The sequence below is a fragment of the Streptomyces sp. NPDC047042 genome (assembly GCF_040644035.1).
Taxonomy (GTDB): domain Bacteria; phylum Actinomycetota; class Actinomycetes; order Streptomycetales; family Streptomycetaceae; genus Streptomyces.
This window is the reverse complement of the sequence record NZ_JBEYVP010000020.1, coordinates 99,385-117,199: the sequence shown is the minus strand read 5'-3', so window position 1 is coordinate 117,199 and position 17,815 is coordinate 99,385. Positions and strand designations below refer to the sequence as shown.

Below are 17,815 nucleotides of genomic sequence, written 5' to 3'. Positions count from 1 at the left end.
GCCCTACCCACCCGCGGCCCGTTCCAGAGCCGCGCCGAGGACTGGCCGTACTGGCTCGCTAGGACCTGTCGTCCTCCACCGCCTCCGGTGGCGGCCAGGCGTCCCCCCAGTCGGTGTCGCGGGCGGCCCGGTACAGAACCCCGTGCCGCTTCGTGACCGTGGTCCGGGCGAGCGAGGGCTCCGTCTCGCACAGGTCCAGGAGCACCTGTCCCTTGCGGATCTGCGGCCTGCGTACGACACGGGCGGCGGCCGGGGTGACCGGGAAGCGGGTGGCGGCGACGTAGCTGAACTTCTCGTCCTCGTACGGGAGGGAGCCCCCCTTGACCTTGCGGTGGAGGGAGGAGCGGCTGACCCGGGCGGAGAAGTGGCACCAGTCCTCACCCCGGACGATGGGGCAGGCGGAACTGTGGGGGCAGGGGGCCGCGATGTGGAACCCGGCGCGCACCAACTGCTCGCGGGCCTCGATGACGCGGAGGTAGCCGTCGGGGGTGCCGGGTTCGATGACGACGACGGTCTGGGCGGCGCCGGCCGCCGCGTCGACGACGGAGGTGCGGTCGGCCTCCGTCAGTTCACCCAGGACGTACGAGATGGTGACGAGATCAGTGCTCTCGATACTGAGCGCCGCTCCGATCCGAGAGCGCTGCCACTCCGCACCCTTCAGCTCCGGGTTGGCGGCGGCGATCTCCCGCCCCAGCGCGAGCGCCGGCTCGGCCCAGTCCAGCACGGTCACCGGCCGCGCGCCCGCCCACACGGCGTTGACCGCCCAGGTCGCGGCACCCGTCCCGCCCCCGACGTCGACATGACTGCCGGGCACCCAGCCGGGCGCGGCCGCGGCGAACGCGTCCAACGCGGAGCACACGGCCTCGAAGGTGGCGGGCATCCGATAGGCGGCGTACGCGGCCACGTCCGACCGGTCCCGCAGCACGGGCACGTCGGTCGGCGTCCGCCCCCGATAGTTGGCGATCAGCCGCTCGACCGCCTGCGCGGCCACCTTGGGCGGCAGCCCGTCGAGCAGACCGGCGAGGGAGGCACGCAGGGCGTCGGCGGGGGAAAGGGGGGTGTTCACGGGGTGATTCTAGAGGTGGCGTCTTGGCGCGAGTCAGAGCCGACCGAGATCGATCTCCACCGTGAAGGGCGCGGAAGCCTTGACGACGCCGGTGAACATGTCGCCGGTCCGGTAACGGTCCGTCGCCGGGTCGAGGACGTAGGTGTAGATCAACGGAAGGCCCGTGGCGGCCTGCTCGATCCGCCAGTAGAAGGCGATTCCGGCCTTGGCGTACTGGTCCACTTTCACGATCCGGTCGGTGGTCTCCGATCCCGGCGAGACGACCTCGGCCACCAACAGCACATGCTCGGGGCGAGTGGGTGTGACGTCGATGGTGTCCGCCCGATAGACCACGACATCCGGGCGGCGGTTGGTGAGTGGCACGTCCTGGAGGCGGACGTCGAAGTCGGTGTCGGCGTTCCAGTCCGGTCCGGCCGCGGCATCCAACGCGTTCGCGAGGATCCGAGCAAGGCGGTTGTGCCGCTTGGACGCGCTGGGACTGACGACGACCATCCCGTCCACGATCTCGATCCCCGCACACTGTTCCTCGGACCAGGAGTCGTACTGCTCCGCCGTGATCTGCTCATGCATCCACGCAGGGGCCACCGTCTCGGCAGTCATGACACTCCTCCCGGACACCCGTCGGGCGGGCCTGATCCCGCTGGCATCAGCGTACTGTCCCGGCGGGAACCGGGAGCCCCGCCAAATGGTTCCGTGCAGGGATCAGGTCTGCGAGCCGTTCGAGCTGATCGCGCTGGGAGTGCAGGTCCAGGGCACCGAGGCGGGCGACGATGTGCCGAGCGCCGGCGGCGACGTACCGTCCTAGCTGCTCGAGCACCTGGTCCGCGGAGCCGGTGACAATTGCCTGGATCTTTTCCAGCTCCTCCAGTGGCATTCCGTAGGTGGCCCGCGCGTAGTCGTCCAGTGCCCGGCGGCCGCTCTCGATGTCCTCGTCGATCCGTACCGAGACGAACAGTGCGGGGGCGATGTCCTCGGTCGTGCGTCCGGCGTCGGCCGCCGCTTTGTGGATGTCGCGGAGGCCGGACGCGTAGTCGGCGGGGTCAGGCGGGTAGGGCAGCCATCCGTCGTACAGTCGGCCGGCGCGGGCCAGAGCTGCGGGTGTCGCGCCGCCGAGCCAGATGGGTGGGCCACCGGCGCGGGACGGCCTGGTCGTGGGCGGGATGTCGTCGAACCGGAGGATCTCGCCGTGGAAGGTGTCGGCGCCGCCCCACAGGGCCCGCCACAGCGCGACAGTCTCGTCCAGCCGGGCGAAGCGCCTCTCCCACGGCAGCTCGGACAGCGTGTAGAGGGGCCGCCCGAATCGGCCGGGGAAGCCGGCGCCGACGGCCACGGTGAGTCGGCCACCGGACAGCAGGTCGATCGACGCGAGTGACTGCGCGGCCTGGATCGGCCGACGCAGGAACGGCATCAGCGCGGCAGTGCCCAGCGTCACGGTCTCGGTCACCGGCGCGAGTGCGGCCAGCATCGTGAGTGCCTCGACGCGTGGGCTGATCAGGGAGTCGTTGGCGAAGAGCGAGGAGAAGCCCGAGCGTTCGGCACACCGGCCGAACGCAATCAGCTCGTGGGGGCCGTCGGCAGCGCCCCACTGGGCGGTTCCCGTCGGAAGCAGTACACCAATGTCCATGTCGGCAATGTTCACGACCGGTTCGAGTGGCGACAATTCCCTGCGGGGAATGGCCTGGCATCGTCCACCGCGGTTACAACAGGCCCGTGGACTTTCCTCGTACGCTTCGTGAACGTCGCACCCGCCGTCATGTCAGCCAGCTCGACCTGGCATTGCGAGCGGGCACCACCCAGCGCTACCTCAGCTTCATCGAATCCGGCAGGTCTGTCCCGGGCCGGAACATGGTCGTGCGCCTGGCGGAGTCGCTGGAACTGCCCCTGCGGGAACGCAACGAGCTGCTGCTGGCCGCGGGGTACGCGCCCGCCTACCCGGAAAGCTCACTGGACGATCCGGTGCTGGCCCCCGTGCGCACGGCGATCGACCACATCCTCCGTGGGCATCTGCCGTATCCGGCGCTGGTCGTGGACCGGGGCGGTGAACTGATCGCCGCGAACGCCGCATTCGACCTGATCACCGAGGGGGCGGACCCCGAGCTGGTGGGTCCGGGCACGAACGTCTACCGCCTTGCGCTGCATCCCGACGGCTTGGCCCCCCGTATCCTCAACCTCGACGAATGGGCGCGCCACATCTTGGTGCGCCTTGGCCACCTGGAGGAGTTGCACGCCGAACTCACCGGGTACCTACCCGAGTTGAAGCCGTCCGCCGGGCAACTCGGTTTCGCGGTGCCCCTCCGTCTACGGTCCTCCTACGGTGAGCTGCGCCTGATGACGACTGTGACGACCTTCGCCACCGCCGTCGACGTGACGCTTGCCGAACTGAAGCTGGAGGCGTTCCTGCCGGCCGACCCGGCGACTGCCGAGGCTCTCTCAGCGGCCGCCGGGGCAATGGCTTACGCCGCCCCCGGCCGGTAGCCCGGAAAACGGCTGCAGCGCAGTACGCAACCGAGGCCCACCGCCCCCAGCCCCCAGCCCCGATACTCTCGCCCCCATGCCCGACGAATGCTTCCAGCACCCGCGCCTGGCCGCCATCTACGACCCCCTCGACCCCGACCGCTCCGACCTCGACGCCTACCTCGATCTCGTCGAGGAGTTCCAGGCCCGCCGCGTCCTCGACCTCGGCTGTGGCACCGGTGTGTTCGCGTTGCTGCTCGCGGATCGAGGGGTCGACGTGGTCGGGGTCGATCCGGCGCTCGCCTCGCTCGAGGTCGCCCGGGGCAAGCCCGGTGCCGGGCGCGTTCGCTGGGTCCACGGGGACGGGACCGCCCTGCCGCCCCTTCAGGTGGACCTCGCGACGATGACCGCCAACGCCGCCCAGGAGATCACCGACCCGCACGCCTGGCAGCTCACCCTGCGGGGCGTTCACGCGGCCCTCCGGCCTGGCGGACACTTCGTCTTCGAGACCCGGGATCCGTCGAAGCGGGCCTGGGAGCAGTGGAACCGCGCTTCCTCGTACCGGGTGACCGAGCTGCCCGGTGTCGGAGGGGTCGAGAGCTGGGTCGAGGTGACCGGGATCGATCAGGTCAACGGCCCGCTGGTGACCTTCCGTTGGACCTTCGTATTCGCCTCGGACGGCGAGGTGCTGACCTCCGACTCGACGCTGCGTTTCCGTGAACGGGAGGAAGTGGAGGCGGAGTTGCTCTCCCAGGGGTATGAAGTGAGGGAGGTTCGTGACGCACCCGACCGTCCTGGCCGGGAGTTCGTGTTCGTGGCTCGGCGGCCGGAGCGGGCGACGCCGTGACGTCCCTCAGCTTCCCCGCAGCGCCCTGGCCACCCGGTCCCCCACCGCCGCCCGGGGCCCGTTGCCCAGCCGCCCCCAACTCCGTTTCGGGTGAACCGTGTTGGCGAGCAGCACGGCGAAAGTGTCCGTGGCCCGGTCCAGGACCAGGGACGTGCCGGTGAAGCCCGTGTGGCCCGCCGCTCCGCTCCCCGCCAACTCCCCCATGAACCAAGGCTGATCGACGGCGAAGCCCAGCCCCGGCGGGGTCAGCAGCAGCTCCACGTGGTCCTGGCCCAGGATGCGGGCGGGGCCGTACGCGCCGCCCGTGAGCAGGCAGCGGCAGAGGATCGCCAGGTCGTGGGCCGTCGAGAACAGGCCCGCGTGGCCCGCCACCCCGCCCAGCGCCCACGCGTTCTCGTCGTGGACCTCGCCCCGTACCATCCCGCGTTCCGCCTTGGCCCACGGTCTGCGCTGGTCCTCGGTCGCCGCCGCGTCGGGGCAGGGGCCGAAGCGGGTCGCCGTCATACCCAGGGGGCCGGTGATGCCCTCGGCGATCAGCGCGTCCAGGGTGCGGCCCGTGACGCGCTCCAGGACGTACTGGAGGAGCAGCATGTTCAGGTCGGAGTAGAGATACCGGCCGGGCGCGGACGAGGGTGCCTCCGCCCGCAGCAGCGCTCGGCGCGCCGCGTCGTCCGGGCAGTCGTACAGCGGGAGTTCGGGGCGCAGGCCCGAGGTGTGGGTCAGCAACTGCCGTACGGTGATGCCGTGTTGGGCTGCCGCTGTGAAGTCCGGCAGATACGCGGCCACTTGGGCGTCCATGTGCAGCCTGCCGCGTTCCAGTTGCTGCACCGCCGCGATCGCCGTGAACAGTTTTGTGAGGGAGGCGAGGTCGAAGGGGGTCGACGTCGTTGCCGGGATGCGGGCCGCGGCCGGGAGTTCCACTCCGGTGTCCGTGCGTTCGTCGTACGACGCGTACCGCACCGCCCAGCCCGCCGCCGCCTCCACCGCGATCACCGGGCCACGCCCGACGGCCACGACCGCGGCCGGTGCCCAGGGGCGCTCGCCGGTCGTGAGGGCGCGCACCTCGGTGACGAGGTGGCGCATCTCCTCGGGGTCGAGGCCGGCCCGTTCCGGGGTGTCGACGCGCAGTTTCGGTGCGGCGCTCAGCTCTCCGCTCCCTCCGGGGCCGTACGTCTGTTCCAGGGACGGCACAGTCCCACGAAGCAGCCGACCGCCACCAGTGCCGCGGCCAGTTGGACGACCGCCATCGGGACGGCCGTCTCCTCCCCGGCGATGCCCACCAGCGGGGAGGCGACCGCGCCGATCAGGAAGGAGGTGGTGCCCAGCAGCGCGGACGCGGCGCCCGCCGAGTGGCGCGTGCGCATCAGCGCGAGGGTCTGGGTGTTGGGCATCGCCAGGCCCATCGCCGACATCAGGACGAAGAGCGCGGCGGCCACCGGGAACAGGCCCGCCTCGCCGAACACGCCCGTCGCCATCAGCAGCAGCGCCGTCGCCGAGACGGTGACGACCGCGAGGCCGACCGCCAGCACCTTGTCCATCGACACCCGGCCGACCAGGACCTTGCCGTTGATCTGGCCGACGATGACGAGGCCGACCGAGTTGACGCCGAACAGCAGGCTGAACGTCTGCGGGGAGGCGCCGTAGATCTCCTGGATCACGAAGGGGGACGCGGCGATGTACGCGAACAGGGCCGCGAAGGCGAAGCCGCCCGCGAGGACGTAACCGGTGAAGACGCGGTCCGCGAGGAGGGTACGCATGGAGCGGAGCGCCTCGCCGACTCCGCCGCCGTGCCGGTCGGCCGGGTCGAGGGTCTCGGGGAGGCGGAAGAAGACCAGCACCGCGAGCGCGATCCCGACCACCGTGAGGACGGCGAACACGCCCCGCCAGTCCGTCACGCGCAGGATCTGGCCGCCGATGAGCGGCGCGACGATCGGGGCGACCCCGGAGATCAGCATGAGGGTGGAGAAGAAGCGGGCCATGGCCACGCCGTCGTACAGGTCCCGTACGACAGCCCGGGCGATGACGATCCCGGCCGAGCCGGCGAGTCCCTGGACCAGGCGGAAGGCGACCAGGAACTCCAGGCTGGGCGCGATCCCGCACAGGACGGTGGCCACGACGTACACCGCCAGGCCCGCCAGGAGGGGGCGCCTGCGGCCCCAGCGGTCGCTCATCGGGCCGATCAGGAGCTGCCCGAGGGCCATGCCCGCAAGGCAGGCGGTCAGGGTCAGCTGGACGCTCGCGGCGGGCGCGTGCAGGGAGGTGGTGACCTCGGGGAGCGACGGGAGGTACATGTCCATCGCCAGCGGGGGCGTCGCCGTCAGCCCGCCGAGGACGAAGGTGACGAGGAGACCGGTACGGCGGAGGGAGCGGGCGGGGGTGGGGCCGATGCCGGGGGTGGAGGTGGGGTCGGGGCTGTCCTTCGGTATCTCTGCCTGGGAACTCTTCTCGTCCCACGTGGTTCGGCCACGCTCGGGCATGCGCCCTCCCTTATCCAGTAATCCGCCACCTATGCTCTCAGCTCGTACAGGCGGTTCGTCCATTCCGTTCGTACAGCGTGTTCGAGGTAACAAACGTCACGGAACTAGCTAGGGGCTGGCATGTCGGCTGAGCGCGTGCGGTGGGGAATTCTGGCCACGGGAGGCATCGCGGCCGCGATGGCCGCGGATCTGGTGGATCTGCCGGACGCGGAGCTCGTCGCGGTCGCCTCGCGGTCCGAGGCCTCCGCGAAGGCGTTCGCGGAACGGTTCGGCATCCCCCGCGCCTACGGCGACTGGGCGTCGCTGGCCGAGGACGCGGACGTGGACGTGGTGTACGTCGCCACTCCGCACTCGGCGCACCGGGCCGCCGCCGGTCTGTGCCTCGAGGCCGGGCGGAACGTGCTGTGCGAGAAGGCTTTCACGCTGAACGTGCGGGAGGCGGAGGAGCTGGTCGCGCTGGCGAAGGAGCGCGGCGCCTTCCTGATGGAGGGCATGTGGACGTACTGCAACCCGGTCGTGCGGCGGCTGAAGGCGCTGGTCGAGGACGGGGCGATCGGTGAGGTGCGGACCATACAGGCCGACTTCGGCCTCGAGGGGCCCTTCCCGCCCTCGCACCGGCTGCGGGACCCGGCGCAGGGCGGCGGGGCGCTGCTCGACCTGGGCGTGTACCCGGTGTCGTTCGCGCACCTGCTGCTCGGGGAGCCCGACGGTATCTCGGCGAGAGCAGTGCTCTCCGAGGAGAACATCGATCTCCAGACGGGAGCACTGCTCTCCTGGGAGAGCGGCGCTCTCGCCGCAGTGCACTGCTCCATCGTCGGTGGTACGTCCATCGGCGCGTCCGTCACCGGCTCCAAGGGCCGTATCGACGTACCCGACGGGTTCTTCTTCGCGGACCGGTTCGTGCTGCACCGCGACGGCCGCGCCCCCGAGGAGTTCGTCGCCGCCCCCGACCACGGCGCCCGCAACAGCTTCCGGCACGAGGCCACCGAGGTGATGCGCGCCCTGCGGGCCGGCGAGACCGAGTCGCCGCTCGTCCCGCTCGACGGCACCCTCGCCGTGATGCGGACGATGGACACCATCCGGGAGCAGATCGGCGTCCGCTACCCCGGCGAGGCCCGCGCATGAGCGAGGGCAGGGTCGCGGTCGTCACCGGCGCCGGTTCCGGTATCGGACGGGCCGTCGCCCTCGAACTGCTCGGCGCGGGCTGGTCGGTGGCGCTCACCGGACGCCGTACCGAGCGACTGGAGGAGACGGCGGCACTCGCGACGTCCGGAGGCACACGCGAGGGCGCCCCCGAGGACATCGCACCCGAATCCGCCCCCGGGGACGGGACCGAATCCCCGTCCGCCAACGCCCCGCTCGTCGTACGGGCCGACGTGTCCCGACCCGACGACGTGGCCGCCCTGTTCGCGGCCGTGCGTGAGCGGTTCGGGCGGCTCGATCTGCTGTTCAACAACGCGGGGACGTTCGGGCCCGGCGGGGTGCCGGTCGAGGATCTGGCGTACGAGGCGTGGCGGCACGTCGTGGACACCAACCTCAACGGGGCGTTCCTGTGCGCGCAGGCGGCGTACCGGCAGATGAAGGAGCAGGATCCGCAGGGCGGCCGGATCATCAACAACGGGTCGATCTCCGCGCACACGCCCCGGCCGCACTCGGCGCCGTACACCGCGACCAAGCACGCGCTGACGGGCCTGACCAAGGCGCTGGCCCTGGACGGACGGCCGTACCGCATCGCGGTCTCGCAGATCGACATCGGCAACGCGGCGACGGACATGACCGCGCGAATGCAAACCGGCGCCCTGCAGGCGAACGGGCAGACGGCACCGGAGCCCGTCATGGACGTGTCGGACGTGGCGCGCACCGTGCGGCACATGGCGGAGCTGCCGTTGGAGGCAAATGTGCAGTTCGCCACGGTTCTGGCGACCGCGATGCCCTACGTGGGGCGCGGCTGACGAGACCTCGCGCACGCATGCGAAGCCTCAACCTGCACAAACGGAATTGATTCCTCCGTAGCGTTCGGGCCGGTCGCGGGCATATGCTCAACACGCCTTCTCCACCAGAGCTTCACACTTGATGCTCTGAGGTTCCGGTAACACAGAACGGACCACACCGAGGGGGGGAAGGCGACAGCCGCTCCATGGCACATCCGGGTGGGGGTGGACCTCGCGTGGGACCGCGAGGTGCGCACCGGGTCATGGAGCGGCTGTCGTGTGCTCCGGCACACGGACGAACGGACGAACGGACGACATGCACGAGAGCGGCTCCCGAAGGGCCGTTCACCGCCCGAGCAACTCGTCGATCTCCGCCAACTGCCCGGCGCTGAGCGGACCCTTCGCGATCGCGCCGGCGTTCTCCTCGGCCTGCGCGACGGACCGGAATCCGGGGATGGGGACGGTACGGGGGCTGCGCGCCCACAACCAGCCGAGGGCGCCCTGGGCGAGCGTACGACCGCCGCTGGTGAGGACGGAACGGAGTGCGTCGACGTGCGCCAGCCAGTCCGGGTCGGCACCCGTGCCCGCCGTGAAGCCCGGCAGCCAGGCGGGCGGCGCGTTACGGATGTCACCGGCGTCGAGGGCCTGTCCGGCGGTCCGCTTCCCCGTCAGCAGCCCCATGGCGAGCGGACTGCGGTTGATGCTGGCGAGCTCCAACTCCTCGCAGAGCGCGAGCATTTCGGGCGCGTCCTGGATGACGTTGAGCCGGTGCTGCACGGCGGCGCAGTGCGCCCCCTGAGCGAAGAGAGCGGCACGGTCAGGATCGTCGGTGCTCCAGGCGTAGGCCCGGATGAGCCCTTCGGCGACCAACTCCTCGCAGACGTCCCGTAGTTGGGCAGCGGCATCCAAGTCGCCGTCCGACAGGTGCAGTTGGTACAGGTCGACGTAGTCGGTGCCGAGTCGGGCGAGGGAGGCGGTGAGGGCGCGGCGGACGTGCTCGGGGCTGTCGTCCTGGCCGTCCGCGATGCGCGTCCGCTCGTCGAAGAGGTTGCCCCACTTCGTGGCGACCACGACATCCGTACGGTGCTTGCCGAGGGCCCGGCCGAGGACGCGCTCGCTGTGTCCGGTGCCGTACACGTCCGCCGTGTCGAAGAAGGTGACGCCCAGGTCGAGGGCGCGCCGGATCGCCCGTACGGACTCGTCGTCGTCGACCTTCCCCCAGCCGAGGGGCTGCCCGTCCGGGGCGCCCCACTCTCCGCCGATGGCCCAGCAGCCGAAGCCGAGGGGGCTCACCTCGATGCCGCTGCGGCCCAGAGTCCGGTTCGCGAGGGGCTGGGTCGTGCCGGTGCTGTCCGTGGTCTCCATGGGTGAGGACACTAGGAGTTGGAGCGCACTTCAGCGCAAGGGGATTGCACAGGGGGCCGTCAGGCCTGGCCCGTCTCGAAGCGCAGGATGCGGCCGTCGTCGACCGTGAAGCTCCACTTCGTGCGCATCTCGCCATACGTGTCGTTGCTGTAGTTGGCGACGAGAACGCGCCCTCCCCGCGACTCGTTGGCCACGTCCATGTGGCCGTGGGAGGAGAAGATCTCGCGCTCGGTCCAGTCGGCGAGGTCACGGTCGGCGCCGTCGTCGGACATGGTCGCGTCGGGTGCCAGGACGGCCTGGAATGCCTCGCGGTCGTGTGCGTTCACGGCGTTGACGAAGGCCCGGACGGCGGGGTCGCTGAGCTTGGCGGTCTGAATCGTCATGCCGGTCACACTGGCACCGCCTCCGGGCACCCGCCACCCGAACGGCGGCTCGTACCGTCCGGGCGGGTGCGGTACGGCCGATCGGTGGGACGGTGGAGGCATGACCTGTAACGACCGATACGACCGGCGTGATCTGGGACTGCTGCTGCTCCGTCTGGGGACGGGAGGGGTGCTGGCGGCCCACGGCGCGCAGAAGCTCTTCGGCTGGTTCGGCGGCCACGGCATCGAAGGCACCGGCGCCTTCATGGAGTCCGTCGGCTACAAGCCCGGAAAGGCCAGCGCCACGGCGTCGGGCCTCGCGGAGACGGGCGGCGGCGTGCTGCTCGCGCTGGGCCTGGCGACTCCGGCGGCCGGCGCGGCGGCGGCGGGCGGGATGGCGGGCGCCGCCGCCGTGCACACGCCCAACGGCTTCTTCAACGCGGAGGGCGGTTACGAGTACGCGGCGACCCTGGGCCTCGCCGCGGCGGGCCTCGCGGTGACGGGTCCGGGCCGGTTCTCCCTCGACCACGCGCTGGGCCACGTGCTCGACCGCGGCTGGATGGTCCCGGCGGCCCTCGCCGGCACGGCCGCGATCACGGCGGTGGTCGTGGGGGCGCGCTACCGGCGGGTGCGGGAGCGCGAACAGGGCACGCAGGATCCCCTGTTCGACTGATTCGGTACGAAGATACGGAGTGACTCTGGACGTCGGAATCGCGTGCGACGCTTCTCCCATGGCGAATGACGACGTCTGGGCAGCGATCGACGACCTCTGGACCTGGCTGGACGCAGGCGAGACGCACCCCGGCCGCGAGGGCCTGCTGCTGCGCATGCTGAAGCTGACCGAGGAGGTCGGCGAGGTCGCTCAGGCGGTGATCGGCGCGACCGGCCAGAACCCGCGCAAGGGCACCACCCACACGTGGGACGACGTCCAGGCGGAGCTGTGCGATGTCGTCCTCACGGCGATGGTGGCCCTGCGCACACTGACCCCGGATGCCCAGGAGGTCTTCACGACCCACCTGGAACGGGTCAGGGCACGCTCGCTCACCCGTCCGAGGCTCGGTCAGATGTAGCCTTCGCGCAGGGCATAGGCCACGGCATGCGCCCGATTGCGCAGATGCAGCCGGGTGGTGAGCCCGTGCATCACGTTCTTGACCGTGCGCTCGGAGTAGGACAGCTTGCCCGCGATCTCCCCCGTGTCGAGTCCCTCGGCGACGAGGCGCAGGACGTCGACCTCGCGCGGCGCGAGCCCCGAGGTGGGCGCACCGGGCTGGCCGACCGCCGTGCGGTGCAGGGTGCCCACCTGGCTGATGAGCCGTCCGAGCAGGTCGGAGGGCAGGTCGCCGTCACCGCGGGAGGCGGCGAGTACGGCCTGGGCCAGCCGGTGTCCGGTGGCCTCGTGGCGCCAGACGATGGCTCCGACGCCGCACTCGATGACGTCCAGGAGCTCGTTCTCGCGCAGTACGCCGACCACGAGAACCGCCTTGGCGCCCTCGCTGCGGACGAGCCGGCGCAGCCGTGACAGCGTCCCGTCGTCGAGGGTCTCGCTGACCAGCAGGGCCACGACGCCGGGGCCGCTGTCCTTCTCGTCCCGGAGTTCGACCACCGGATGCTGACGGAGCTGACTGATCGCGCCGGCGCGGGAGATCGGGTCGGCCGCGTGCACGGCGACGGGTATACGGCGGCCGGTCTCGGCGGGCCCGGTAACGGCGGCCCTGGCCCCGGTAGCAGTGCCGGGGCCGGTGCCCGTGGTGCGAACTGTTGTGCTGCGCAAGAACTGCCCCCAGGGTCGGATGCCGCCACCTGCGAGCAGTCGGGGCGGACGTGCACCGCAAACACTTCTGTGGCCCACGGGGCGCGCACAATCGTGGACCACCACGAGATTCACCACGAGATTCGGCAAGAAATTCTCGCGGATCGCTTCAACCTATTGGGCAGTTGGCCCTTCTAGACCAAGTGACGGCCACCGCACACCGACACCAGACACGACAACAGACGCCCACGAGAGGAGGCAGGCATGCTGTCCGATTCGCTGTACGAACGCGGAGAGGCGCTGGACCTGGTCGCCGCCGAGGCCGAACGCGTCCGCGCGGGCACCGGCCGCCTGGTCCTGCTGCGTGGGGCCACCGGCACCGGCCGCACCGCACTTCTGGAGGCCGCCACCGAGAACGCGGAGGCAGGCGGCATGCGCGTGCTGCGGGTCCGCTGCTCCCCCCAGGCCGGCGCGCCCGGCTCCCGCCTCCCCGCCATAGAGCAACTACTGGCACCGGTACGGAAGTTGACCGTCCCGGCCGAGCGCGGCGGCTCGAGGGACTCGATGGGTCCGATGCGTGCGATGGGCTCGACCACTGACGCCGTCGACCGCCCGGAGGACCTCCCACCGGCCGCCCGGCTCTGGCGGTCGCTGTGCGCGTACGCGGCCGAGGGGCCGGTGCTGGTGGCCGTGGACGACGTACACCTCGCGGACGAGAACTCGCGGTGCTGGCTGATCGAGGCGGCGCGCAGGGTGGACCAATTACCGATACTCCTGCTGGTCACGGAGCGCAGCCAGTACGACGTGGACGCGCCGTACACCGGCCTGGTCCACACTCTCTCCCCCACCCTCGTACGCACTCACACCCTCGCCCCGCTGAGCCTCGACGCGGCGACGGAGCTGGTGCGTTCGTCGGTCGGCGACGGGTCACCGCAGTCGGAGTACTCACCGCAGTGGGTGGCGGACTGTGTACGTGCGGGCGCGGGCAACCCGTTACTCCTGCGCGCCCTGCTGGAGGACCTGAACGCCGCCACCGGTGCACCCGACGCGCTCCCGGAGACATGCGCCGCGCTGTACCCGGGCGCGTACCCGGCGGCGGTGTCCTGGTGGCTGGACTGCGCCGGGGCGGCGACGGCCGACGCGGCCCGCGTGCTCGCCGCGCTGGAGGAGGCGGCGGAGGGCACCGACATCGAGCTCTTCACCGAGACCGCCGAGTCGACCGGGGCCGATCCGTCGCGGGTACGGGGCTGGCTGACCGCCATGACCCGGCTGGGCCTGCTGCGTCACGACGCGGACGGGCTGCCCCGCTATACGCACCCCCTGCTCCGGGACGCCGTCCTCGCGGGCTGGCCCGCCGCCGGCCGACAGGCCGCGCACCGGGCGGCGGCCGAGGTGATGGTGCGCCGCGGCGACCCGACCGAGGCGGTCGCCGGGCAGCTCCTGCGGTCGGGCACGGTGGACGAGGCGTGGGCGACGGACGCCCTGCTCGACGCGGCCACCGGCGCGGTACGCGACGACCGTACCGACGACGCGGTGGTCCTGCTGCGCCGGGCGCTGACCGAGCCGATGACACCGGGCCGCCGGGCCGAGGTGCTGACCGAGCTGGGCTCGCTGGAGTTCGCCGCCGTACGTTCCTCGGCGGGCATCCCCCACCTCACGGAGGCGATGCGCCTGCCGGGCCTGCCGCAGTACCGCGTACGGGCGGCGATGGCACTGGGCACGGCGCTGGCCAGGCGCGGTGAGGCGCGCGCGGCGGTGACCCTGCTCCGCAACCTGGACGGCCAGTTGACGGAACACCCCGATCTCCTCCACACGGTCCAGACGGCCTCAGCGCTCCTCGCCGATCACGACCAGACGACCCGCGACGAGATGTACCGCCACCTGCGCGACACCGCCGAACACTCGCCCCGGACACTGGGCGCCGCCGGCCGCGCCCTCCTCGTACGGTACGAGGCGACAGCGGGCCTGACCTCGGCGGACGCCGCGATGAAGCAGGTACGCGCACTGCTGGCGGAGCCGGTCGGCCACCTGGCCGAGCCCTTCCTCCTCGGTACGGCGGCGGCGGTGGCCCAATGGGCCGACGAACTCGACGAGGCCGAACGCCTGACCGACCGAGGCCTCAGCCTCCAACGCCCCACCCTCCTCCACCCGATGTACGAGGCCCTGCTGAACGTACGCGCCGACATAGCCGCGGCCCGCGGGGACTACGGACGGCTGCTGAACGACCCGGATTCGTGGCGGAGGGAGGGGACGGGGGCGCCCGACGGGGGCCGGTCCGGGCCGGAGTGGCGGACGGCAGGCCCTGGCAAGGGCAGTGCCGGCACCAGCACCAGCACCGGCTCCGGCTCCGGCTCCGGTCCGACGAACGCGGCGGCGCACGTCCTGCTCGCGCTCGTCGAGACCGACCGCATCGAGGAGGCCGGTCGGCTCGCCGACGCCTTCGACCTCCGAGAGGCGCACGACTCCTGGGAGTTGAACCGTTTCCTGTACGCCCGAGGTGTGGTGCGCGCCGCCTCCGGTGATCCGGCCGGCGCCCTCGGCGACTTCCTGGAGTGCGGGCGCCGCCAGTCCGCCCGGGACGTACTGAGCCCGGTGGTCACCCCCTGGCGTTCCGCCGCGGCCCAGTGCCAACTGGCCCTGGGCCACCCCCGGGAGGCGCTCGCCCTGGCGGAGGAGGACCTGCGACTGGCCCGGGTGTGGCACACCCCGCGCGTGCTGGGCCGTTCCCTACGGGTACTGGGCACGGCGACAGGCGGCCGCCACGGCCTGGACCTGATCGACGAGGCGGTACGAGTCCTGCGCGAGGCCTCCGTCGAAACGGAGCTGGTCCCGGCCCTGATCGCCCGGGGCCGCCAACTGGCCGCCGCCGGCGAAGGCACCCGGGCCCGCAAGTCGCTCCGCGAGGCGGCCGAACGCGCCGAACGGCTGGGCGCGGTACGCCTGTACGCCACCGCCAACGAGTCCCTCCGCGAGGGCGGCGCCCGTCGCACGACGACGACACTGACAGCGAGCGAACGCCGCATAGCGGAACTCGCGGCAGGGGGCCGCACGAACACGGAGATCACGGAACTGCTGCATGTGGCCCGCCGCACGGTGGAGACCCATCTCACCAGCACCTACCGCAAGTTGGGCATCAGGAGGAGAGGAGAACTGACGGCGGCACTGAACCGGGCTCCCCATGTACCCCATGCACCCCATGCTCCCGATGTCCGCAGAACTGGCTGACGGAGGCACAGTAGCCTGGCGCTTCCCCCCTCTCGGCAGGAGCAGCGCGATGCGCCAACTCACGCTCACGTACGGCGACATCGAGTCCGCCGCCGCTCGGATCGCCGGTCGCGTCCGCCCGGTGACGCTCGCTCCGGCCGACCCCGCGCCCCGCAGCACCCCGGGCGCGTACGAACTGTGGCTGGCACTGGAGTTCATGCAGCACACCGGCTCCTTCAAGGCGCGCGGCGCGCAGAACTTCCTCCAGTCCCACCGGGACGCGGGCGCCCTGCCCGACGCCGGGGTGACCATCGCCTCCGGCGGCAACGCGGGCCTGGCGTGCGCGTGGGCGGCGCGACAGCAGGGCGTTCCCGCGACCGTGTTCCTCCCGGCCACCGCCCCAGAGGTGAAGGTGGCCAAGCTGCGCTCGTACGGCGCCGACGTCCGCCTGACCGGCACGGAGTACGCGGAGGCCCTGGCGGCGTGCGAGCACTTCGCCGCCTCGACAGGGGCGCTGGCCTCCCACGCGTACGACCATCCGCTGATCGCCGCCGGCGCGGGCACCCTCCTGGAGGAGATCCACGCCCGCCTCCCCGACCTCGACACGGTCGTGGTCGCCGTAGGCGGGGGCGGACTGTTCACCGGCGTGGCCACCGCCGCCGGGCACCACGGCATCCGCACGGTCGCGGTGGAACCGCGGAACTGCCGCGCCCTGAACGCCGCCATCGAGGCGGGCCGCCCGGTCGACGTCCCCGTGGACTCGATCGCCGCCGACTCCCTCGGCGCCCGCCGCACATCAGAGATGGCCCTGACCACGGCCCAACAGGCCGACGTCCACTCGATCCTGGTCCCGGACGAGCAGATCGTCCGGGCCCGCCAGTACTTGTGGGCGGACCGAAGGGTGGCGGTGGAACACGGGGCGGCTACGGCGCTGGCCGCGCTGACGGGACCGGACGCGGCGTATCGCCCGAGCCCGGGCGAGAGGGTCGCGGTGGTGCTCTGCGGGGCGAATACGGACCCTGGCGATCTGGCCTAGTCTCCGAAATCCGCACCGGCACTGGGCTCACCAGTCGCGGGTGGCAATCAGCTCCTCCACAGACGCGTCCGTGAACCCGTATGCCGACGCGACAAACCCGAAGTCCTCGGCGATCACCTCGCGCGCTACCGTCTCGATCTCCCTCCCGGCTGCGTCGAACTCCGCCTCCAGAAGGTTGAATTCCTCCGTTGCGGCCTGGGTGAGCGCATACAGGGCCTCCAGATCCGCCGGCTGGTCGGCCTCAATCCAACGTGATCATGCACGGCACCACTGACAACGAACTAGAAGTAGGGGCGGGAGTCGGCGTCGGTGTCCGTCGCCGCAAGCACCGCGACCCGCGTACCACCGGGATCGAGCACGGCGAAGGCAATGTCCGCAGTGTCGTGGTGGAACCAGTCCGAGAAGGCCATGAACCGCAGCCACCGATACTCGGCGGCGAGCCGCGCCGCGTCCAGGAACGGGAGGTCACCGGGCAGCCCCATCAACGCGTACAGACTGTTCCAGGCGTACAGCCGAGCGTACGCACCACCCTGCCCCTTCCCCTGCCCGTTCACGCCGCCGTGGTGCGCTGCCGCGAACAGTTCGTTGATCACATCGTCGGGCGTAGTACGGCAACTGACGGCCACGCCCCGGCGCGTACCCTCGCCCGCCAGGCAATCCAGGGGCAGTTGCTTGATAAAGGCGATGTTGAAGTCGTCCGGCTCGAGCGGGCTAGGCAGAGCGAAGAATCGCACCTCGGGCACCCGGGACCAGCCACTGACGACAAAGGGCTCGGCAACCGCCCCCGCCCGCCCGGCCTCAACACTCTCGACGGCCCTACGCCCGCCCTCCGCACCCCCGTCGGTGGCGGAAACCTCCGGAAACCGCGCACGAAGCTGCTCCGAGGTCTTCACCGACCCGAGCCCCCGCACACGAACCCCGAACCGGTGCTCGACATCGAGCCGCGTCCTCGGCAACCGGGCCAACGGGTGCCGCAACTCCCGCAGTCTCGCCGCGTAGGCATCCAGTACGGGCCGACCACGCCCCGCCCCCATCAAGGCAAGCTCCCCGAGAATGCAGGCCCGTACCTCCACGGCAGGGTCATCGAGCCGCTGGGGAAGCTCCCCGAACAGGGCTTCCAGATCACGCGGTTGCTGCGCCTCGACCAACTTCTCGGCAACCGAACGCTGGAGCCGGTCGCCTGGGATCTTGCCTGCCCTTGCCGCCAACGCCGCTGCTCCTTCCCTGAACAGTCTTCATCCCCTCCTGGTGATCCGCGCACTGACCTAGGATGACAAGAACCATCTCAGCGGCCCGACGGGCTTCCTGATCCGCCCCGCCAGC

At 71.4% G+C, this 17,815-nt stretch carries 17 protein-coding genes and 1 pseudogene; 8 read left to right on the top strand and 10 right to left on the bottom strand.

The features are described 5' to 3' along the window. Nucleotides 1-58: 58 nt before the first annotated feature. From ABZ855_RS24040 to ABZ855_RS24030, 3 genes are read right to left on the bottom strand one after another with little or no spacing between them, the layout of a single operon-like run. A complete protein-coding gene (locus ABZ855_RS24040) occupies nucleotides 59-1,066 on the bottom strand; it encodes a small ribosomal subunit Rsm22 family protein (RefSeq protein WP_360809963.1) in 1,008 nt (335 codons plus the stop codon). Nucleotides 1,067-1,099: 33 nt separating this feature from the next. Continuing rightward, nucleotides 1,100-1,666, bottom strand: coding sequence for a Uma2 family endonuclease (locus tag ABZ855_RS24035; RefSeq protein ID WP_360809961.1), 567 nt, complete (start codon nucleotides 1,664-1,666; stop codon nucleotides 1,100-1,102). Between the two features lie 46 nt (nucleotides 1,667-1,712). Next, entirely contained in the window at nucleotides 1,713-2,690 is a 978-nt protein-coding gene (locus tag ABZ855_RS24030) for an LLM class flavin-dependent oxidoreductase (protein ID WP_360809960.1), read from the bottom strand. A gap of 86 nt (nucleotides 2,691-2,776) precedes the next feature. Between ABZ855_RS24030 and ABZ855_RS24025 the strand changes: the two genes are divergently transcribed. Together ABZ855_RS24025 and ABZ855_RS24020 are read left to right on the top strand one after the other, a co-directional pair. Continuing rightward, a complete protein-coding gene (locus ABZ855_RS24025) occupies nucleotides 2,777-3,541 on the top strand; it encodes a helix-turn-helix domain-containing protein (protein ID WP_360809958.1) in 765 nt (254 codons plus the stop codon). A 76-nt stretch (nucleotides 3,542-3,617) separates the two neighbouring features. Continuing rightward, nucleotides 3,618-4,367 carry a class I SAM-dependent methyltransferase gene (locus tag ABZ855_RS24020; protein WP_360809956.1) on the top strand — a complete coding sequence of 250 codons (750 nt, stop codon included), beginning with the start codon at nucleotides 3,618-3,620 and terminating at the stop codon, nucleotides 4,365-4,367. Between the two features lie 6 nt (nucleotides 4,368-4,373). Here the strand turns inward: ABZ855_RS24020 and ABZ855_RS24015 are convergent, their stop codons facing one another. After that, nucleotides 4,374-5,558, bottom strand: a complete 1,185-nt coding sequence (locus ABZ855_RS24015; RefSeq protein ID WP_360809954.1) for a serine hydrolase domain-containing protein — start codon at nucleotides 5,556-5,558, stop codon at nucleotides 4,374-4,376. Beyond that, nucleotides 5,510-6,844, bottom strand: coding sequence for a multidrug effflux MFS transporter (locus tag ABZ855_RS24010; protein ID WP_360809952.1), 1,335 nt, complete (start codon nucleotides 6,842-6,844; stop codon nucleotides 5,510-5,512). Before ABZ855_RS24010 ends, ABZ855_RS24015 begins: the two co-directional genes overlap by 49 nt. A gap of 120 nt (nucleotides 6,845-6,964) precedes the next feature. Here ABZ855_RS24010 and ABZ855_RS24005 point away from each other — a divergent pair, with 120 nt between their 5' ends. Together ABZ855_RS24005 and ABZ855_RS24000 are read left to right on the top strand one after the other, a co-directional pair. Further along, nucleotides 6,965-7,969, top strand: coding sequence for a Gfo/Idh/MocA family oxidoreductase (locus ABZ855_RS24005; RefSeq protein WP_360809950.1), 1,005 nt, complete (start codon nucleotides 6,965-6,967; stop codon nucleotides 7,967-7,969). After that, on the top strand, nucleotides 7,966-8,796 hold the full coding sequence (locus ABZ855_RS24000; protein WP_360809948.1) for an SDR family oxidoreductase: 831 nt from the start codon (nucleotides 7,966-7,968) through the stop codon (nucleotides 8,794-8,796). Before ABZ855_RS24005 ends, ABZ855_RS24000 begins: the two co-directional genes overlap by 4 nt. 324 nt (nucleotides 8,797-9,120) lie before the next feature. On the opposite strand, the gene ABZ855_RS23995 is transcribed toward ABZ855_RS24000, so the two are convergent. After that, a complete protein-coding gene (locus ABZ855_RS23995) occupies nucleotides 9,121-10,140 on the bottom strand; it encodes an aldo/keto reductase (protein ID WP_360809946.1) in 1,020 nt (339 codons plus the stop codon). 59 nt (nucleotides 10,141-10,199) lie between these two features. Beyond that, nucleotides 10,200-10,523, bottom strand: a complete 324-nt coding sequence (locus ABZ855_RS23990; protein WP_360809944.1) for a nuclear transport factor 2 family protein — start codon at nucleotides 10,521-10,523, stop codon at nucleotides 10,200-10,202. 100 nt (nucleotides 10,524-10,623) lie between these two features. Here ABZ855_RS23990 and ABZ855_RS23985 point away from each other — a divergent pair, with 100 nt between their 5' ends. Further along, nucleotides 10,624-11,175, top strand: coding sequence for a DoxX family protein (locus ABZ855_RS23985; RefSeq protein ID WP_360809942.1), 552 nt, complete (start codon nucleotides 10,624-10,626; stop codon nucleotides 11,173-11,175). A gap of 58 nt (nucleotides 11,176-11,233) precedes the next feature. Then, a complete protein-coding gene (locus ABZ855_RS23980; protein WP_360809940.1) occupies nucleotides 11,234-11,572 on the top strand; it encodes a MazG-like family protein in 339 nt (112 codons plus the stop codon). On the opposite strand, the gene ABZ855_RS23975 is transcribed toward ABZ855_RS23980, so the two are convergent. Next, nucleotides 11,563-12,177, bottom strand: coding sequence for a response regulator transcription factor (locus tag ABZ855_RS23975; protein WP_319205579.1), 615 nt, complete (start codon nucleotides 12,175-12,177; stop codon nucleotides 11,563-11,565). The genes ABZ855_RS23980 and ABZ855_RS23975 overlap by 10 nt on opposite strands. Before the next feature lie 339 nt (nucleotides 12,178-12,516). Between ABZ855_RS23975 and ABZ855_RS23970 the strand changes: the two genes are divergently transcribed. Continuing rightward, nucleotides 12,517-15,477, top strand: a complete 2,961-nt coding sequence (locus tag ABZ855_RS23970; RefSeq protein WP_360809938.1) for an AAA family ATPase — start codon at nucleotides 12,517-12,519, stop codon at nucleotides 15,475-15,477. A 49-nt stretch (nucleotides 15,478-15,526) separates the two neighbouring features. After that, nucleotides 15,527-16,492, top strand: coding sequence for a threonine/serine dehydratase (locus tag ABZ855_RS23965; protein ID WP_360809936.1), 966 nt, complete (start codon nucleotides 15,527-15,529; stop codon nucleotides 16,490-16,492). Between the two features lie 27 nt (nucleotides 16,493-16,519). Here the strand turns inward: ABZ855_RS23965 and ABZ855_RS23960 are convergent. Together ABZ855_RS23960 and ABZ855_RS23955 are read right to left on the bottom strand one after the other, a co-directional pair. Then, a pseudogene (locus tag ABZ855_RS23960) lies at nucleotides 16,520-16,738 on the bottom strand (DUF5713 family protein); the annotation flags it as partial. 35 nt (nucleotides 16,739-16,773) lie between these two features. Beyond that, complete coding sequence (locus ABZ855_RS23955) at nucleotides 16,774-17,700, bottom strand: DUF6183 family protein (RefSeq protein ID WP_360809934.1); 927 nt, start codon at nucleotides 17,698-17,700, stop codon at nucleotides 16,774-16,776. Between the last annotated feature and the right edge of the window lie 115 nt (nucleotides 17,701-17,815).

What these genes read in the sequence shown, in the direction of transcription:
- ABZ855_RS24035 (WP_360809961.1), bottom strand. Translation starts at nt 1,666, where the DNA reads ATGACTGCCGAGACGGTGGCCCCTGCGTGGATGCATGAGCAGATCACG.
- ABZ855_RS24030 (WP_360809960.1), bottom strand. Translation starts at nt 2,690, where the DNA reads ATGGACATTGGTGTACTGCTTCCGACGGGAACCGCCCAGTGGGGCGCT.
- ABZ855_RS24020 (WP_360809956.1), top strand. Translation starts at nt 3,618, where the DNA reads ATGCCCGACGAATGCTTCCAGCACCCGCGCCTGGCCGCCATCTACGAC.
- ABZ855_RS24010 (WP_360809952.1), bottom strand. Translation starts at nt 6,844, where the DNA reads ATGCCCGAGCGTGGCCGAACCACGTGGGACGAGAAGAGTTCCCAGGCA.
- ABZ855_RS24005 (WP_360809950.1), top strand. Translation starts at nt 6,965, where the DNA reads ATGTCGGCTGAGCGCGTGCGGTGGGGAATTCTGGCCACGGGAGGCATC.
- ABZ855_RS24000 (WP_360809948.1), top strand. Translation starts at nt 7,966, where the DNA reads ATGAGCGAGGGCAGGGTCGCGGTCGTCACCGGCGCCGGTTCCGGTATC.
- ABZ855_RS23995 (WP_360809946.1), bottom strand. Translation starts at nt 10,140, where the DNA reads ATGGAGACCACGGACAGCACCGGCACGACCCAGCCCCTCGCGAACCGG.
- ABZ855_RS23990 (WP_360809944.1), bottom strand. Translation starts at nt 10,523, where the DNA reads ATGACGATTCAGACCGCCAAGCTCAGCGACCCCGCCGTCCGGGCCTTC.
- ABZ855_RS23985 (WP_360809942.1), top strand. Translation starts at nt 10,624, where the DNA reads ATGACCTGTAACGACCGATACGACCGGCGTGATCTGGGACTGCTGCTG.
- ABZ855_RS23980 (WP_360809940.1), top strand. Translation starts at nt 11,234, where the DNA reads ATGGCGAATGACGACGTCTGGGCAGCGATCGACGACCTCTGGACCTGG.
- ABZ855_RS23970 (WP_360809938.1), top strand. Translation starts at nt 12,517, where the DNA reads ATGCTGTCCGATTCGCTGTACGAACGCGGAGAGGCGCTGGACCTGGTC.
- ABZ855_RS23965 (WP_360809936.1), top strand. Translation starts at nt 15,527, where the DNA reads ATGCGCCAACTCACGCTCACGTACGGCGACATCGAGTCCGCCGCCGCT.